This is a genomic window from Fibrobacter sp. UWB16 (assembly GCF_900215325.1).
Classification (GTDB): Bacteria; Fibrobacterota; Fibrobacteria; order Fibrobacterales; family Fibrobacteraceae; genus Fibrobacter.
This window is the reverse complement of the sequence record NZ_OCMS01000003.1, coordinates 403,262-421,315: the sequence shown is the minus strand read 5'-3', so window position 1 is coordinate 421,315 and position 18,054 is coordinate 403,262. Positions and strand designations below refer to the sequence as shown.

At 50.7% G+C, this 18,054-nt stretch carries 7 protein-coding genes; all 7 read right to left on the bottom strand.

Annotated elements, in window-relative coordinates:
* Positions 1 to 111: 111 nt before the first annotated feature.
* Entirely contained in the window at positions 112 to 1,770 is a 1,659-nt protein-coding gene (locus CRN95_RS11525) for a carbohydrate-binding protein (RefSeq protein WP_097020974.1), read from the bottom strand.
* A gap of 358 nt (positions 1,771 to 2,128) precedes the next feature.
* Entirely contained in the window at positions 2,129 to 5,131 is a 3,003-nt protein-coding gene (locus CRN95_RS11520; RefSeq protein WP_097020973.1) for a glycoside hydrolase N-terminal domain-containing protein, read from the bottom strand.
* A 498-nt stretch (positions 5,132 to 5,629) separates the two neighbouring features.
* Positions 5,630 to 9,124, bottom strand: coding sequence for a glycoside hydrolase family 2 TIM barrel-domain containing protein (locus CRN95_RS11515; RefSeq protein WP_097020972.1), 3,495 nt, complete (start codon positions 9,122 to 9,124; stop codon positions 5,630 to 5,632).
* A 276-nt stretch (positions 9,125 to 9,400) separates the two neighbouring features.
* Positions 9,401 to 11,467, bottom strand: a complete 2,067-nt coding sequence (locus tag CRN95_RS11510; RefSeq protein ID WP_097020971.1) for a family 43 glycosylhydrolase — start codon at positions 11,465 to 11,467, stop codon at positions 9,401 to 9,403.
* A gap of 18 nt (positions 11,468 to 11,485) precedes the next feature.
* Complete coding sequence (locus CRN95_RS11505; RefSeq protein ID WP_097020970.1) at positions 11,486 to 14,083, bottom strand: carbohydrate-binding protein; 2,598 nt, start codon at positions 14,081 to 14,083, stop codon at positions 11,486 to 11,488.
* Positions 14,084 to 14,346: 263 nt separating this feature from the next.
* Complete coding sequence (locus tag CRN95_RS11500; RefSeq protein ID WP_097020969.1) at positions 14,347 to 16,239, bottom strand: carbohydrate-binding protein; 1,893 nt, start codon at positions 16,237 to 16,239, stop codon at positions 14,347 to 14,349.
* A 240-nt stretch (positions 16,240 to 16,479) separates the two neighbouring features.
* Positions 16,480 to 17,976, bottom strand: a complete 1,497-nt coding sequence (locus CRN95_RS11495) for a carbohydrate binding domain-containing protein (RefSeq protein WP_097020968.1) — start codon at positions 17,974 to 17,976, stop codon at positions 16,480 to 16,482.
* Positions 17,977 to 18,054 lie beyond the last annotated feature (78 nt).

The window sequence follows — 18,054 nt, the reverse complement described above, 5'->3', positions numbered from 1 at the left end:
TATTATTGATAAAAAGTCCATAATGGAATATTCGTAATGGAGATGCCCGATCATCCCCGTCAAGCGAGGACAGGCGTCGGGCATGAGAGGCTTCGGCGGGCATGACAATGCTTACTTGATGCGGTGGCCGGTGAGGTCGAAGCGTTTGCCATTTTTCTCGACAAAGAGCTTGTTGTTTTGGACGCGGAGACGCGGGGAGGTGTTTTCGAGAGTGCGCACGGAGGAAGCGCGATTTGCGCGGATTCCGACGGTTTCTTCGCATTTTTCGCCTTCGCAGAAGCGAATATTGTCGATATTCACGTAATTGCCCACAATTTGCATCTTGAGGACGTGTTCTCCGGCTGCAATTTCACCCAATTGGGCTTGCACAGCGGTATAAGTCGACCAATCCTCGCCCTGTTTTGCGATGATGCCGTCAGAAACAGCCTTGTTGTCGATAAAGAGCTGCACGCCCGCCTTTTCAGAAGCCGTCGCCATTTGCACTTCGACAGTGAATTTCGCCGTTTTTGCCACATTGACGGTGTATTCGAGCCATTCGCCATCCTGCGTGTAGCCTAAAGCATAGCCCTTCGAGAGGTCTGCGGAATCTAGCGCAACAATGTCCACGGCGTCCTTGCGGTAAGCACCGCCTTCGTTTGCGGAAGACTTGTCGTAGAACGAGACGCGGCTACCGCCGAGGTCATAGTTTTCGGCTTCGATTTTACCAGGGATTGCGGCAGGCTTGCCTGCGATTGCTTTTCCATCCGCATCAAAACCGCCAAACGGGTCCTGTTGAGGAGGCGTTGTTTCAACAGTATCGGCCCAAGCCATTTGCATGCGGTCCACGCCAGACTGGTTCACAATCTGGAGCTTGGTATTTACACCCTCGCCACTGCGCTTGGTCATACTGTACCAGTCACCATCGCGGAGGCCCGGCCAGTAGAAACTGCCCATTTCCCATTCGCGGAGCTGATCGGACATGCCGCGGATGTAAGCCGTGAAGTAGTTGGTGGGAGCCTTGTTGTAATCCTGATAGTCGTAATGCACGCCCGCCTTGTCGCCAGGACTCATGGCGCCGCCCCATTCCGTGCAAACGGTGCGGTCAATGTACTTGCCAACCTTGCCCTTGAAGCTGTTTTTCCAACCCTGTTCGGTAGTGATGCTCATGTTCCAGAACGTGTATTCGTGAACGGCAAAGAGGCAGCCTTCAAAGCGCGGGTCGTCAGCGATGTCCGGAACGTTCCAAGCGAGGCCGGAGCCATCGAGCAAAATGTGGTCGCGCGGGACGTTCGGGAATTTCTTGAGCCATTCCGCATAGAGGTTGCGGAGATCCGTCTTGTTATACATGTGCGGTTCGTTGAAAATTTCAAAGTAGGCGTTCGGATGGTCGCCGTATGTTTCGACGAGTTTCGCCCACATTTTCCACCAATCGTCCATGTTCTTGGGCCCCGCAGGCTGCGCAGGGCCCCAGTAGCCCATAGCCACTCGACCATGTTCAAGAGCAGCATCCAAAGCACCCGAATACATGTCAAAAGCTTTAAGAATGGTCGGTTCGTTCACCGGCATGCGCACGCTGTTTGTACCAAGCACTTCCTGGAACTGCCCGACAATACGGTCGGCAATGGCATAAGCCGATTCATGATTGTCGGAAAGGCTTAAGCCCGAAAGTACGAGAACGTCCGAGACGAAGTTGTCGCGCTTATCAGCCCAATTGACGCCGCGGAATTGGCTTGTAACGGCGAATGAGTTTGCGCAAAGAAGAAAAGCTAAACCAAGAACTCTCTTTTTCATGAGATCCTCCCTTTTTTATTAACCTACTATCCCCACCCATAAATGTATGCTATTGGACGTGGAATGTCGTATGCGTGAATGCAAGTTGTTTTGTCAATTTATCAATAGGAAGAATCTGTAATTGCGAGTGAGGAGGAAAAAGAGATATCAAGAATTCACTGGATCCTTCGGCGTGGCCTCAGGATGACAGATGCCAATCCCGGAATATAAAGGTGACCCTGGAATAAATCCGGGGAGACATAACACGAAAAAGCCCGGGACTGCGAGAGTCCCAGGCTTTGTGAGTGAGGAGGAAAGTGTGTAAGGCGCCCCCGTCCCGGCACAAGGCCGGGATGACATAAAGTGCGGGGTGACAAGCTTAATGGACAGTGAGTTTCATGGTCTTTTGCATGGAGCCACTCTTGACGATGGCGAAGTACATGCCTGGAGCAAGAGGTGACGACTTGCCAAATTCAGCGAGGCCTTCGCCGTGGCCGCGCTGCGAGCCAATGAACTTGCCGTTCACACCAACAAGATGGACAACAAAGTCACTGGAGGCCGGAGCTGTAACCATCAGAGCAATGGATGCGTGAGAGTACGGCACGCGGCTTACGGAAAGCGAAGCATTATGCATTTTGGCCTGCGGGAGTGCCGTCAGATCAGACTTCAAATTATACCAGTCTACGTTGCCAAGGTAAGTGTCTTCGCCTGTGTACGTGAACGTGAGCTTTTGCTTGCCCGCCGGGAGCGTAATCTTCGTAGAAGATTCATACCAGTCGTTCCAGCCCTTAGACTTTGCCGGGTCCACAGAGAGTGTTCCGAGAATCTTGCCCACAGAATCCGTGACCGTAATGACACTTTCCTTTTCGGAGCCTGTTGCAACGCGACCCGTCAAGGTGTAACTGCCAGCCGTTGGGATATTCACGTAATACTGCGTCCAGTCGCCGTCATTGATCCAGCCGATGTTCGGAGTACCAACAGAATCTTCTTCAATCTGCACGCCGTCCATAGCGACATAGTTTTCAGCCTGAATTTTGTCTGTAATTTCGAGCGGTTCGAACGGAGCGTTCGTCACCTTGAGATTGCCATCGAATTCATAGACCTTGCCCGCAACCGTTGCAGTCGAGTACTTGTTAGAGCCGGACACGACATTCAATGTTCCACCAACGAGAGACTTGATAGCGACATACGTGAGCTTGCCACCCTTCCATGCCATGGAATCGATTTCAAAGCCGCCGCGAGCGCGAATTCCCTTGACCGTTCCGTTAGCCCACTGCGACGGAAGTGCCGGAAGAAGGTTGATTCTGTTGTTGTGGCTCTGCATAAGCATTTCGTTCACGCCAGAAACTGCACCGAAGTTACCATCAATCTGAAACGGCGGATGCGCATCGAACAAGTTATTGTAAGTCTTGCTCGGCGTGAGAAGCATGCGGATCATTCTGTAGGCGTGGTCACCATCGTGCATGCGCGCCCAGAAGTTGATTTTCCAAGCGAGAGACCAACCGGTAGCATCGTCACCGCGCTGTTGGAGCGTAACGCCTGCACCCTTGATCAAGTCCGGAGTTTCTTCCGGAGTAATCTGAGAACTCGGGAAAAGGCCGTACAAGTGAGAAATGTGACGATTCTTGTTGTTCGGATCATCCCAATCTTGGAGCCATTCCGTAATTTGTCCGTACTTACCCGTCTTTGTCGGTGGGAGGCGCTTGACGGTTGCTTCCATCTTGGCACGGACATCTTCGTCAACGCCGAGAATCTTGGAAGCTTCAATCGTGTAGTTCAAAACATCGCGGATAATCTGGTTGTCCATCGTCGGACCAAAGCAAACGTTATAGCCACCATGGTCATTTTCCGGGGAATCGCTCGGAGCGGTGACTAAATACTTGTTGCCCGTAGTCGGTTCTTCGACGAGGCTGTTCACGAAGAAGAGTGCGGCACCCTTCATCGTCGGGTAAACATCCTTGAGGTACGCCTTGTCCGTCGGATTGTAGAGGAAGTGTTCCCAAAGGTGGGTCGTGAGCCAGCCAGCACCTGTCGGCCAAAGTCCCCATGCACCGTCAATCGGAGCAGAGCGGTTCCAAAGGTCGGTATTGTGGTGTTCTACCCAGCCTTCATCCACGCCCCAGTGCACCTTGGCGGTCTTTTCGCCCTGCGGCACCATGGACTTGATTTTGTCAATGAGCGGCCAAACGCATTCATCAAGGTTGCCGGATTCTGCCGGCCAGTAGTTCATTTCGAGGTTGATGTTCGTGGTGTACTTACTACCCCAAATCGGGTTCGTGTCCTTGTTCCAGATGCCCTGCAAGTTGGCCGGCTGGCCACCCTTACGGGAGCTTGCGATGAGCAAGTAACGTCCATACTGGTAATGGAGTTCTACGAGAGAAGGGTCGTTCGTGGAATTGAAATTTTTCACGCGGGTGGAGGTGATGTCGCCTGCGCTCTTGTCGGCCGTGCCAAGGTCGAGTTTAACGCGGTTGAAAATGGCCTGGTAATCCTTGAGATGTGCTGCAAGCAAATCTTCATAGGACTTCTTGGCAACTTTCGACATGATATCGGAAGCGATGGCACCCGGATCACCGCTCACATCGTTATAAGACTTGAAGTTTGTAGCGGTCGTGAGGATAAGCGTTGCGCTGTTGGCTCCGTTCACCGAAATGTTCCCATTAGACACAGAAACGGTTCCGCCGTCCGTAACCACGGTCAAACGGTTCTGGAACTTGATGGAATTGACGGTAACATCGTAAATGAGCGTGTTGCCGCTGTTCGACATTTTATTATTGCGATGCGGAGTCGTCATCGTAGCGCCAAAGCTCACCGAGCCATCCTTGTCCGCAGAGAGATGCACGACAATCACATGGTCCGGGTAGCTAGCGAAATATTCACGGGTATGCTTGACGCCGCCCACTGTGTAGGTAGTCTTTGCGATTGCAGTCTTGAGGTCAAGTTCACGGCGGTAATTGGAAGAACCCTTGTGCGAAGTAGAAATCACAAGATCGCCCACCGGCTGGAAACTTGCAGGCCCCGGTCCAATCATGTACTGGCTCACGATGGATTCTGCCGTGCGATAGTCGCCACGCCACAAGGCATCACGGGCATCCTTTAAGTGACTTGCGGCACCCTGCTTGTTGTTGTCGCCCGGGCCACCTGACCAAACTGTACTTTCGTTGAGGCCGATGTAATCCTTTTCAACACCACCGTAAATAAGGCCACCCATGTAGCCGTTACCAATCGGAAGCGCGTTCGTGAATTCAGAACCAGCATCGCTATTATACCAAAGCGTAAGCGGATTGTCTGTCGTTGCGGCAACATTCGAAAAGGCTACGGCACAAACTAATGCCGCAGAGCCAAGGATTCGATGCGCTAAAGATTTCTTTGTTTCAAACATAGTGTACTCCTCAAATCCCACAAACAACACCATTTTCATAGATCCTATCGAGTTCTACGAACTCTCCAGGATGACAGTTTTCCCTTATAAAAAATACCCCTCGAAGAGGGGATTTCATATAGGTTTGGAATTCTTCTCATTGATTTTTTATCAATAGAAAAGGGTCTCATCGACCAAAAACCTTTTTGAATGCAAAATGCACGTCATGCGGGCGGGGCCCCAGCTCGGAGTTGACGCCTACGGCGTCAGCGGCTTCACTCGGTCATGTGCGCCTGTAAGCAGTCGCCCGCGACTCTCGTTTTGCACGCTACTGCGAAGACAATACCTTGGCCGACGCTTCCATTCTCTCGACGTTTTATTATCATCATTAAATTATTTAATAGTCTTTCTCGCTTACACCAACATATAAATCAACTTATCATTTTTCATACAAATAAAAAAGTCATCGCGAGGGGGTGTTGCGAGCCTCGCGATGACAGTTCTTCAATCGATTATTTCTTACTTCTTAACGGTGATGCGGAAAGCTTGGCCGCCGTTTTGAGACTTCACGATATACACGCCAGAATTCTTGACGAGCCCAGACGTAATCGCATGGAGGTCTTCGACACCGCGAGTCGTAAACGCACCAACCTTCTTGCCCTGAGCGTCAAAGACATTGTAGTTCTTTTCTGCGACAGAGAGGTCACGAATCTTGCCCGGGAGCGCTACAGGAATAAGCCCTTCCGTATCAGGATTTGCACCTTCCGTAATGTCCTTATCCGGCTGATTTTCGTAAATCTTATTGATTTCATCCAGGCCGTACTTAGCAGGCGGAATTTCCTTGTTCCAGCCAAAGTTCTTGAAACCAAGCAGCGAGTATTCTGTCGGATCGTTCAACTGCTTACGAATCGGAGCTATGCGGAACTTGTGAGAGTATTCGCGATTGGCATTCAGGCGGTAAGCGTTGAGCGGTTCGGCACCCCAGGAGTTGATGCCGCCGACACCCATCTGGTGCAAGTCCACACGGAGCGTGATATCCTTGTCGCGCTTGAGTTCCCACGGGAGCTTCACGTTGGTGAGCTGTTCCGGAGTGTAGTGCTGGGCGCTGAATTCCATGCGCGGGTTACCCACAACCATAAGGCCCTTGCCCGTCTTTTCGTTTGTAAGCGTAGCCCACTTGACATCGGTGCGCTGGCCCGTTTCGCCAATTTCCATGTACATGACGGTCATAGAGTCTGCATACGTCGAATAAAGTCCCATGAAGCTACCGCGGTTACGTCCGATGTAGTTTTCGTCCGGGCCACGTCCAAAGTAACGGACCTTTTCATAGCCGCCCGGAACCGTGAAGAGCGTACCCACGTTCGGCAAATAGCTCTTGGTGCCATCCGGGTTGAGCGTGTATTCCACAACGATATCGCCACTGCCGTAAACCGTGTACGTAAGCTTCATGCGGGTGCTGCCGACATCCGGGAAACCGAAATTGAACGTCACCTGCGTTTCGCGAGCGGAAACTTCCTTGACTTCGGAAGTGACAGAGCGGTTGTTGCTTGCCTTGCGCCATTCGCCATGGCCGCGTTCCATGTTGAAGCCCTTGTCGTTATCAATCGGGGCGCGCCAGAAGTTCGGACGGCCGCCGTTCTTGATAATCGTATCGCCATCAAGAACGTAGCTTGCAAGCGTACCGGACTTTTCGTCAAACTTAATCTTGAAATCAGAGCCTTCAATCGTGAGACCATTGTTCTTAGTGACCTTGTGGGCTTCCATGGAGCTCACGTCGATTTCGGTAGACCAGAGCTGTCCCAAGTCAATGCCGAACTGTTCGTGACCGATGCTGTAGCCAGCCTTTGCCCAGAGTTCATCTTTTTTGAGGCGGAAATCGATATCCAGGAAGTACTCGGCACCGACTGTCGTTTCAATCTTTGGCATGTCAATCGTTACGGTTTTCTTCTGGTTCGGACCGATGTTCATCTGGGAACCGTCAATCTTGCCTTCCTTAATCACCTTGCCGTTTTCCTTGATCTGCCAGAAGGCATCGAGGAAGTCGCCAAGATTCTTGTAGAGGTAACGGCTTTCAATTTCAATCTTGCCCTTAGCGGCGTCTACGTTATGGACGCGCACCTGGCTGTACTGGTACTTGACTTCCCACATTTCCGGCTGGATTTTACGATCGGGGAACACAAGGCCGTTTGCACAGAAGTTGTCGTCGTTCTGCCAGTCGCCCCACATGCCACCAAATTCAAAGTACGGAGTTCCCTTGTGACGGAGACCCTGGTCGATGAAGTCCCAAATGAAGCCACCGAAAGCACGCGGGTTGCCGTAGAAGGCATCCATGTATTCTTGCAGGTCGCCCACGGAGTTGCCCATAGCGTGCTCGTATTCGCACAACATAATCGGCTTGTTGGCATCCCTATAATTTTGAATTGCATCCGGACCGAAGTACATCCAGCTGTTCACATCGGCGTTGTTCCAGTCGCCTTCGTAATGCACAAAGCGAGTGGAGTCAATCTGGTGGGCGCGTTCACGTTCCGAGGCAAACACGTTACCGTTACCCGCTTCGTTACCGAGGGACCAGAGAATAATGGACGGATGGTTCTTGTCGCGCTGCACCATGGAATTCATGCGGTCCACAGCGGGGGCGCGCCAGTCGTCGCTATTTTTCGGAAGGTCGTTGTTGGCGCCATGGCTTTCGACGTTCGCTTCGTCAATCACGTAGATACCATACTTGTCGCACAAATCATACATCACCGGGTTGTTCGGGTAATGGGACATGCGGAGCGCATTGATATTGAAACGCTTCATGAGAATCACGTCTTTTTCCATGCGGTCGTAAGTGACTGCACGGCCATCATCCGGATCGAGTTCGTGGCGGTCAACACCGTGGAACTTCACCGGCATGCCGTTCACGAGCAAACGCGGAGCGCCGTTTTCTTTCTTGATTTCAATCTTTCTAAAGCCAACCTTGTTACTTTCAACCTGGATAATCTTGCCGGACCCGTCCTTGAACGTGAGCACTGCGGAATAGAGGTCCGGAGTTTCGGCAGACCAGCGCTTCGGAGAAGAAAGCGGGAGATCGAAATGCACGCTCTTTTCACCAGCAGCACCAATGCCAGAAACCTTCTGGGCAGAGGGCTTGATGACTTCGGCACCGGAAGCATCGTACAAGGAAAGCTCGACAGTGTATTCACCAGACTGCTTACCTGTAGAATTATAGACCCAAACGGTCGTCTTCAAGAGGCCATCTTTATAATTATTCGTGAGAGTAGCATCAATCTGGAAGTCCTGAATGTGGACCTCAGGCACTGCGTAAATATAAACGTCACGCATAATGCCAGAAAGACGGATAAAGTCCTGGTCTTCGAGCCAGGAGCCGTCGCACCAGCGGAACACCTGTACGGAAATGTTATTCTCGCCCTTGCGGAGGTACTTGTTGATATCAAATTCATGGCCCGTGAAAGTATCTTCACTATAGCCAACGTAATTGCCGTTCACCCATACATAATAAGCTGATTCAACACCTTCAAAGTGCAAACGGATACGCTTGCCATCCCATTTTTCGGGAACCGTGAACGTACGGCGATAATGGCCGACCGGGTTAAAGTCTGTCGGGGCATAAGGCGCAGAAACACGGTTGTTCTGGGACCACGGATAAATTACGTTCGTATAAATCGGATGGTCGTAGCCCAAAAGCTGCCAAGAACTCGGAACCTTGATTTTATCCCACTTGGAAACATCATAGTTGTCCTTGTAGAAATCATTGTTACGCTGGCTAGGCTTATCGACATGGTAAAATCTCCATTCGCCCGAAAGCGTCTGGTACCATTCCGAAGCGTGACGGTCGCCCTTCACAGCTTCTTCGACTGTCGTATATGGCATCGAAGTCACGTGCGGATTCAACCTGTTCACACCAAAAATTCTTGGCTTGCCATTCCATTCATCGTTGGGCTGGGCAAACAAAGATACTGCGGACAATAGTCCAGCAGACAAAACCAAAGACAAACTAGAACCAAAGTTCATAAGTCCTCCCTTATCATATTCCTAATTCAAAAATACCCCCAAAAACGAATTTTTTTTCACCTCTAAAACAAGGTTCTGTGGACATTTTATCAAAGGTCGAACGCGCAGGAAAGATTTTATTTATTGCGATTTGGAATGTTCTAATTCGAGATGTCAGGACTTTTTATGACAAAAAAAAATGGCGGCCCGGAGGTCGCCATTTTGGAATGTTACTGGATCCTTCGCTTCGCTCAGGATGACGTGGTCGCTAACGGGTTCAGGATGACACTTTCTGTGTCACTTCACGAGGACGCGGAAGGTCTTGGACTGACCAACGCTGCGGACCATGTACACACCCGGCACAAAGCCTGCGGCGCGGATGGACTTTGCAACGCTCTGACCGTTCACTTCAACATTGCCGAGGAACTTGCCGGTCATGCCAAAGACTGCGTAAATCTTTTCAGGGATCTGGAGTTCCACGCGAGATTTCGGGAGAGCAATCGAGCTTTCTTCGCAATCAAAGCCCATGCAGAATTTGAACCAGTCCACGTTCACGAAGTTCCCGACAATCTGCATTCTGAGTACATGTTCGCCCTTCGGGATTTCCTTGGTCTTTGCTTCAACCGTAGAATAATGATCCCAATCTTCGCCCTTTTCGGCCTTGATGACATCGGTAATTTCCTTGTCGTCAATGAAGAACTGGACGCCGACATCATCAGATGCCGTAGCCATGTTCAATACAATGGTGTATTCCGAAGCAAGCTGGTTATTGATGGTATATTCCACCCATTCGCCATCTTCGGTGTAACCGAGAGCGTAGCCCTTAGACTTGTCCGTAGAATCAATCTGCACGATGTCCACTTCGTCTTCGCGATAGGCGCCGCCCTTGTTTTCGCGGTCGTTATCGTAGAAGGCCTTGTTGTGACCACCGACATCGTAATCTTCCGCTTCAATCTTGCCCGGGATTGCAGATGCAACTTCCTTGAACGGGGTCTGCGGAACAGCAGTCTTTTCGCTTTCCATGTACCAGTAGTCGAAATCGAAACCACCCTGCTTGACAACGAAGAACAAGTCTTCAACGCCTGCAGCATCCTTCAAGTCGAAGGTGTTTTCTTGCCAGCTGGAGCTTGCCGGGATGTTCATTGTTGCAAGTGTTGCACCTGTTTCGGACTTAGCGTGGAGTTCAATCTTTCCACCATTGCCTCTCGTGCATACAATGATGCGGTCTGCGCCATCACCCATGTCCACGGAGCGAACCTTTGTATAGAAGTTCGAGCCCATGTTGGTGAGGTAGACGTTATCGCCCTGCTTTGCCACATGCTTGATGATGGTGTATCCACCGCTCTTGTCGACGTTGATGCCACCGACCCAAGACTTCGTTTCGGCTTCAACGCGAGTAAATGGGTCAAGGTTCTTGATCGGTTTCTTGACGCCATCATTCGTAGACTTGATGGTCGGAATCGAACCGTCAGCATTCCAGGTAAATTCTTCAACTGCAGTAGAACGGCTATAGCCACCGCCACTCACGTTCTTCTGGTTGTGATAGAAGAAGAAGCTACGGCCCTTGAAGTCAATGAGACCGGAATGGTTTGTGAACGCAGTCCCGTTGCCCTGATCCATGATGACGCCGCCCCACTTCCACGGACCCGTCGGAGAATCACTGGTGGAGTAAGAAATCTTTTCAGGCACGCCATGAGAAGCGTAAATCATGTAATACTTCTTATCGCGCTTGTGGATCCACGGGCCTTCTGTGTAAACGGAGTTTCCGCTCGGAGAGAATCCGCGACTCATGTCCGTCACCTTGATATCGCCATCGAACTCAATCATGTTTTCTTTGAGCTTAGCATAATAGAGCTTCGGGTTGCCCCAGTAGAGCCAAGCCTGGCCATCGTCATCAATCCAAACGGTCGGGTCAATGTAATCCCAGTTCGGGCCTGCGAGATGCTGTCCATTGCGCGCATCCTTGAACGGGCCTTCGGGCTTGTCTGCCACGGCAACGTTGATAGCGCGGCCACCGCGAGTCGATTCTACAGTCACGTAGTAGTAATACTTGCCATTGCGACGAACAACTTGAGCAGCCCAGTCACCGTTTTTCTTGGCATTGCCACCAAAGCTTTCATTCGTGAGGATGAGTTCGCCCATATCGGTCCAGTTCACCATATCGGTGGTGCAAGAGACGCGCCAACCGTGCATGGTAAAGAAGGAACCGCCTTCGTCGTTACCCGTGTACACGCAGACGGTATCGCCAAACACGACCGGAGCCGGATCCGGCGAATAGTACGTCTGGATAATCGGGTTTTCTGCAAATGCATTGGACGCAAAACCAAGTCCAAATGCGAACAAAAGTTTATTTGTAAGTTTCATAGTCATCCCACTCCAAAATTATTTTACCTGAATCATTTTGCCAAATGCCTTGTTCACGCTCTGGACAAAGTAGACACCAGACTTGAAGTTCTTTGCATGCATAGCCTGCATTACAGAGCTCGTTGTCGGCATGCCCATCACGCGGATGACGCCCATGTGCTGGCCACGGATATCAAACACGTTCAGCGTAGAGCTGCGAGAGATATCCATGTTCAAGCCATAACGGACATTCGGCTTGATGGAAATGATTTCATCCTTGGACTTGCCGAACTTGATCCAGTCGATGTTCAAGTAAGCGCCCGTGATGGCCACGCGAAGCACATGTTCACCAGCTTCAAGAGCGATCGTCTTGCCTTCGACAGTGCCATAAGTATTCCAGTCTTCGCCCTTCGGGGCAACAATCGTATCGCTAATCGCCTTGCCATCCAAGAAGAGCTGGAAGCTAGAGCCTTCGAGACCGGTAGCCACGTTAGCGAGGAACACGTATTCACCAGCTGTGACATTCACGGTGTATTCCATCCATTCGCCAGCTTGCGTGTAACCCACAGCGTAGCCCTTAGACTTGTCCGTAGAATCAATCTGAGTGATGTCCACGCCATCTTCGCGGTAGACGCCGCCTTCGTTCACAAAGTCCTTATCGTTGAAAGAAATGCTCTGGCCACCTTCATCGTAGTTTTCCATTTCGATGGTACCCGGGATTGTCATGTTGTCGACAAACGGAGCCTGCGGAACCACATTGGAGAAGTCCGGAAGCGGGATAGTGTTGATGCGATCCCCGATGTTCTTGAATTCGCCCTGAAGGCCTGCCGCTTCGGCAACAGAAGCGATGTAGCCATTGTTGTTCTTTTCGGTAAACTGACCCGGAGCGTTACGGCCAACGCCGCTCGGAGCGTTCTTGTAAGAGTTGTTTTCGACAGCAAAGCCACTAGAGCCTTCGTCAAGATAAATCGGCAAAATCCAGTAATCCGACCACTTGGACTGGGACATATCATGGATGTAGTTTTCCTTGATTTCGCTACCCGTGCCCTGGTTGCTCAATGTATAAATCGGACCGGAGTCGCAAAGCAAACGGGCAATGTGGTGGATGTTGTTCTTATTAATTTTGTTGTTCGTCATGGCTGTTTCGCTCTTGGTCCAGCCATAACCCACAGAGATACCGGAATAGTTTGTATAGGACACTTCGTTATTTTCGATGACGACATAACGCGGATACCCGGCGGCAATGCCCACAGCGCCCTGATGTTCATTCGTCACGTTTGTCACGAGGTTGTAACGGATTGTATCGCGGGTACTGATTTCGTCCTTGTCGGTCGGGTTGTACGGGATGTGAATTTCGGTCGTGGAGTCTTGAGAGAACTTGCCGAGCATAATGCCGCAGCCGCCGATTTCATAGAATACGTTGCCTTCAATCACGTCATCATTTGTACCAGAGACAAAGTCAAGACCAGTTGCAGCCATCTGCGTGAACGTGCAATTCTTGATTTTGAAATGGTGCGCATTTTCGACGCGGAAACCAGCATCCGGACGCCAGAGGAGGAACTTATTGCTGCCGAGGCGGCCATTTTCCGGGAGCACATCAATGTTGAACATACTTGCCTGCAAATCCAGGAAGCCTTCTTCGCTCGGACGCAAGAAATTGGAGTTTGCAAAGGTTATGCCTTCAAAAGACATGTAACCAACTTTGTTCTTTGTATCCTTACCGAGAATGCTGAAGAGCGTATTGACGCGCGGAACGACAACATTTGCGGTCGCCATGTTTTCGCCTGCGCGGGCCTTGTAATAAAGCGTACCGGTCGATTCGTCCAAGTACCATTCGCCCGGCTGGTCGATAAATTCGTAAGCATTTTCGAGGTAGTAGACCTGCTGCTTCGGCGGATTGCTCATGAAAGCCGTGCCAAGCATCGGGTATTTGCGCTTAAAGAGCTTTGTTCTTTCTGGGTCGCGCGGTTCAAGCTTTGTGACATTGCCGTTCTTTGTAGCCGATTCAAGGCGCAAAATGCTTTCGGCCCAGGCAATCATCAAGTGGATTTCAACTTTGTTCAAATTCTTCCAGTTGGCTTCGCCAATATCGCTGTTGTTGACGAGGAAGGCGCTGCCGGCAGAGTCCACTTTGTTCAAGCGGAAGAAGTTATGGTCGCCGTTATCGAGCAAGTTCGGCATACGCGCGCGAATTGCCTTTTTGCCGTTCACGTACATCTGGCGGAAACGGGCATCGACACCTTCGACCTTCCAGATATTGTTCTTTTCATCGTGAATCGTCCAGCCAGACATCGGGATACCGCCCGTAATAAGCGGAGTTTCGTTCGGATAGGCTTTATAGCGGACGTAGAAACCATCCTTACCGCCATCAGCCTCAGTAAAATTGACCGTAGACGAAAGCTGGTAGGTACCGCCACGGAGAATGACCGAAATATCGCCCGTCATGGTGCCGTTGATGGCGCGCACAGCCTTTTGTGCCTGCGTAATGGTCTTGAACGGGGCCTCTTCGGTACCCTTGTTGGAATCGCTACCATTGGGAGCGACATAGAAAGTAGCCTGATCAGCGGCTGTTGCAACTGTAGCACCCAGGAAGAGTGCAGAAACTGCGGCAAGATGACCAATTGTTTTGAAGCTCATACCTAACCTCACGTTTAAAAACCAAACATAGTTTGCCCTAACAACACTCTAAAATTATTCTCGAAAATGCGTTTTTTTCATGTTTTAAGGCGAGATATTGTGGACTGTTTATCCATAGCTATGAGAGGGTGGAATATTCTTTTTTAGAGTTAGGAATTACACAAAATGCCTCGCGGAAGCGCGAGGCATTTTGAATGTGTTTGTGAGGAGAAATCTCAATGCTGCCCCGGCACAAAGGCCGGGGAAACAACGCAAAGTGCTATTTAGCGAACGTTCACACGCTGGATTTGGTTACCCTTGACAGAGCGCACCATGTACGTGCCACGTGCATACCCAGCGTTCTTGAGCGCCTGCGGCATGCTAGCGCCATTCAAGTCCACGCGGCCGAGGTGCTTACCCGTTGCGCTGAACACGTTGTAGGAATTCTCGGATTCAAACGACGTGAGACGAGTTTTTGCAAGCCCAACCTTTTCATCAACGAACTCGATGTAGTCAATATCCATCCAGTCGCCGGTTACAGTAAAGCGGAGAATGTGTTCACCCTCGGTCAAGTTCACGTCGGCCTTGACCTCGTTGTATTCGTCATAATTGTCTTCGCCCTCAGTTGCAGCAGGAACCGGGATTTCATCAGTAATGTCCTTGCCATCCATGGAGAGCTTGAAGCTCGAAGTGCTATTGGCCGAAGCCACGGAAGCCTTCATGGTGTATTTTCCAGATGCGGCAACGTTCACGGTGTATTCAAGCCATTCGCCTGCCTGGTTGTAGCCAACAATGACACCGGTAGCCTTCTTGTAAAGGTCCACGCCAGTACCCGGGCGGTAATCGGAATCGCCGTGATTTTCTGTATCGCTTTCGTTGTAAGTGGTGTTGCCCTGACCCACGCCGTTCACATCGAAATCTTCCACTTCGATCTTACCCGGAATGTCAAGAGGCTTGCCCTTGAACGGTTCGCGCGGAACCGGCTTTAAAACCAAGCGGAGCAGTGCAGAACCATGAGCCGGGAGTTCAATAGAAACACTAGAGACCGGTCCCAAATCCTTCTTTTTCCAGGCATCGCGGACTTCTACTTCGCCTTCCACGCCAATGTCTTTAAAGTTGCATTCGACGGTCTGGGTAGAATTGTTGTTATTGAGAAGCGCCACGGCGATATCGCCATTTTTCAAAGGCTTGGTCCAAACCTGCTTGCCATTCTTGTCAGAAATGCGGTGGCCCTGAACGCCCAAGGAGTCCTGGTTAATGGCAATCATGTCCTTGTTCAGGTAGAGTTCCTTAGTCTCGTTGCTCATGTTGCGCACATCGGAACTGATCATGATGGGAGCAGCCATGATGGACCACATCGTCATCTGGGAGCGCTGTTCCTCGTAAGAGAGGCCTCTGTTACCTACTTCGAGCATGTCCGGGTCATTCCAGTGACCGGGCTTTGCAATCTGCCAATACTTGTTGTTCGCATCGATAATTTCGTAGACGCCGCGGTACCACGAAGTCGAAATCCATTCGGGACCAATGTCGAAAGTGGTGCGCCAGAGGTTAGCAATTTTCGGCATCCAGTCCTTGTATTCCCACATGCAAATGCTGAACACGATGTCGCGTCCGGAATTGCGGAGAGCGTTGGACATTGCAGTGTAATCTTTTTCCTGCGTTCTCGGATCCGAGTCGCAGTTATCGTACTTCCAGTAGTCAACGCCCCATTCAGCGAGCTTCTTGGCGTCCTGAACTTCGTGGCCGTTGGAACCACTTTCGCTTTGCCAGTTGCTATTGTAATGGTGGCAGGTGCGTTTGCCACGGTCGCCGTAAAGGCCAAACTTCAGGCCCTTCTTATGCACGTAATCAGCGATGGCCTTCATGCCACTCGGGAAAGTCTTCGGGTTGTTCTGGAGGTTGCCCTGGGCATCGCGCTTGGTGTCCATCCAGTTATCGTCAAGGTTCAGGTAGATGTAGCCCGCATCCTTCAGGCCGGAATTGACCATCGCGTCGGCAATTTCCTGAATCTGCTTTTCGTTGATGTTTTCGTGGAAAACGTTCCAGCTGTTCCACCCGAGCGGGGGCGTAAGCACCAAGCTATCCGGATGCGCAAAGGCCTGGGAAACCAATCCCGCTAAAGCCAAAGAAGCTAGCACTCCAAACTTGCGACCATTTTTCTTGTTCAAACCAAACATAAGCACTCCTGTATCCTAAGTATTAATCATCCCCAAACTAAAAATACCCCCTAAAAAACAAAAAAAAATAAAGGGATTACACATGTTCCTTTGACATTTTATCCACGATGGATAATTAGTTATTATTTATTAGTCAAGAGTCATTGGTTTCTAGTGGTTAGTTATTGAGAGATGTAAAAAAAGAGCGTCCCCGAAGCCAGGGAGCGCTCTTGGTGAGAGAGAACGAAACTTTTTAGCCTTTTACCGGTCAACGGGCAACATGAACGAACGTGTTTTGTTGCGCAAGATGTAAACGCCCTTGCCAAAGCCAGCATTTTTCATCGTTTTTTGGATGTTCGGCACGTCGTTTTCGATGATTTCGACAAATCCAAGGCGTTTGCCCGCGAGGTTATAGACACCGAACTTGCCGCTTGCCGTTTGGAGGCGGAGATATGGCGCAAGTGCAATTGTTCCCGGGTCCGGTTCCGCAATTTTCTTGAGCGTGACATTATCAAGCGTGAGCGTGCCTGTCGAGGCGCCCGCATTGAAGCTCAAGCGGGAATCCTTGTCGGTGGCGGCGGTCATCTGGAACTGGAAAGAATACTTCTTGGATTCCTTGCCGATTTCAAAATTCTTCTTTTCGGTGAGGTAGCTTGCCCACGGATCCGTGTGCTGTTCCACGTTTACTTCGAGCGTGCGAGAGGCGCCAGCGCTAGCATCAAAGCTCACTTCGTACCACTGACCTTTTTCGAGGTGCAAGTCGTGCTGAATCACCTGCACCTGGTAATTTTCCGTGCCGATGGCAGAAATGTCAAGCTGATACTTGCCATTTTTCACGTCACCTGTAGCAGCGGCACTGCCGTGAGTCTGTAAAGTCCAGGCCACGTCGGTCGAATCGAAGCCACCGTTGAAAATGCTGTCGCGGTCGGTCGGCACCTGAATTGGCGGCGGAAGCGAAGAGCCGTCCAGCGAATAATTCTTGACAAAATTCCAGATTTCAACGCTCGTGTTGACACTGACCGCCTCGTCCATGGAATACCAGTGGCCCTTGCCTGCAATGGTGAGCAAGCGGACTTCGACGTTATCCTTGCAGCCGCTCCAGACTTCGAGAGAGGCGGCAGAACCCGGCTTGCTTGATGGATACGGCTTTGTGACTTTGGAACTTGAAGAGCATTTTTGCGCAGAGACCCAGCCCTTGAGGGTATTCACGGTGCTGCTGTAATTTACCACGTCATCGGAAGTGCCGTGGGTATGCATAATCGGCATGGCGCGCTTGGGCGAGTTCACGCCACCGCCACCAGAAACCGGGGCAATGGCAGCAATCATATCGCCCATCTTGTTTGCCGCATGGTAGCTCATCATGCCGCCCATCGAGAATCCCGAAACATACACGCGATTTTTGTCAATGCCGTACTTGTTGTACATTTCGTTGATAATCGCCTTGAGGAAATTGATGTCCTTGTCGCCACCGATGTCCCAGGCCTTGTTTTGACCGTTCGGGAACACGACCACAAATCGTGCGGTATCGGCAATCGGCTCCCACTTGGCGGCGTTCTGCTGATACGGGGCATCCTGATTCATACCGTGCATCTGGATGATGAGCGGGCGGCCCTTTTCAATATTTTTCGGCGCATACACATTCATGGTACGGTTCGTGCCGTTCACATTAATGTTGTCTGCAAATGAAAAAGTGGTGAGACTCGCCAATACGGCAAGAGAAAGGACGCAATGCGCCTTCTTAAAAATTTTACCAAACATACCTCTACTCCTTGAGGTTTATTTCCCATTTTACCTATGAAGAAAATACCTTTTGGATTGGCGATTATCACTTAGCGG

What these genes read in the sequence shown, in the direction of transcription:
- CRN95_RS11525 (WP_097020974.1), bottom strand. Translation starts at nt 1,770, where the DNA reads ATGAAAAAGAGAGTTCTTGGTTTAGCTTTTCTTCTTTGCGCAAACTCA.
- CRN95_RS11520 (WP_097020973.1), bottom strand. Translation starts at nt 5,131, where the DNA reads ATGTTTGAAACAAAGAAATCTTTAGCGCATCGAATCCTTGGCTCTGCG.
- CRN95_RS11515 (WP_097020972.1), bottom strand. Translation starts at nt 9,124, where the DNA reads ATGAACTTTGGTTCTAGTTTGTCTTTGGTTTTGTCTGCTGGACTATTG.
- CRN95_RS11510 (WP_097020971.1), bottom strand. Translation starts at nt 11,467, where the DNA reads ATGAAACTTACAAATAAACTTTTGTTCGCATTTGGACTTGGTTTTGCG.
- CRN95_RS11505 (WP_097020970.1), bottom strand. Translation starts at nt 14,083, where the DNA reads ATGAGCTTCAAAACAATTGGTCATCTTGCCGCAGTTTCTGCACTCTTC.
- CRN95_RS11500 (WP_097020969.1), bottom strand. Translation starts at nt 16,239, where the DNA reads ATGTTTGGTTTGAACAAGAAAAATGGTCGCAAGTTTGGAGTGCTAGCT.
- CRN95_RS11495 (WP_097020968.1), bottom strand. Translation starts at nt 17,976, where the DNA reads ATGTTTGGTAAAATTTTTAAGAAGGCGCATTGCGTCCTTTCTCTTGCC.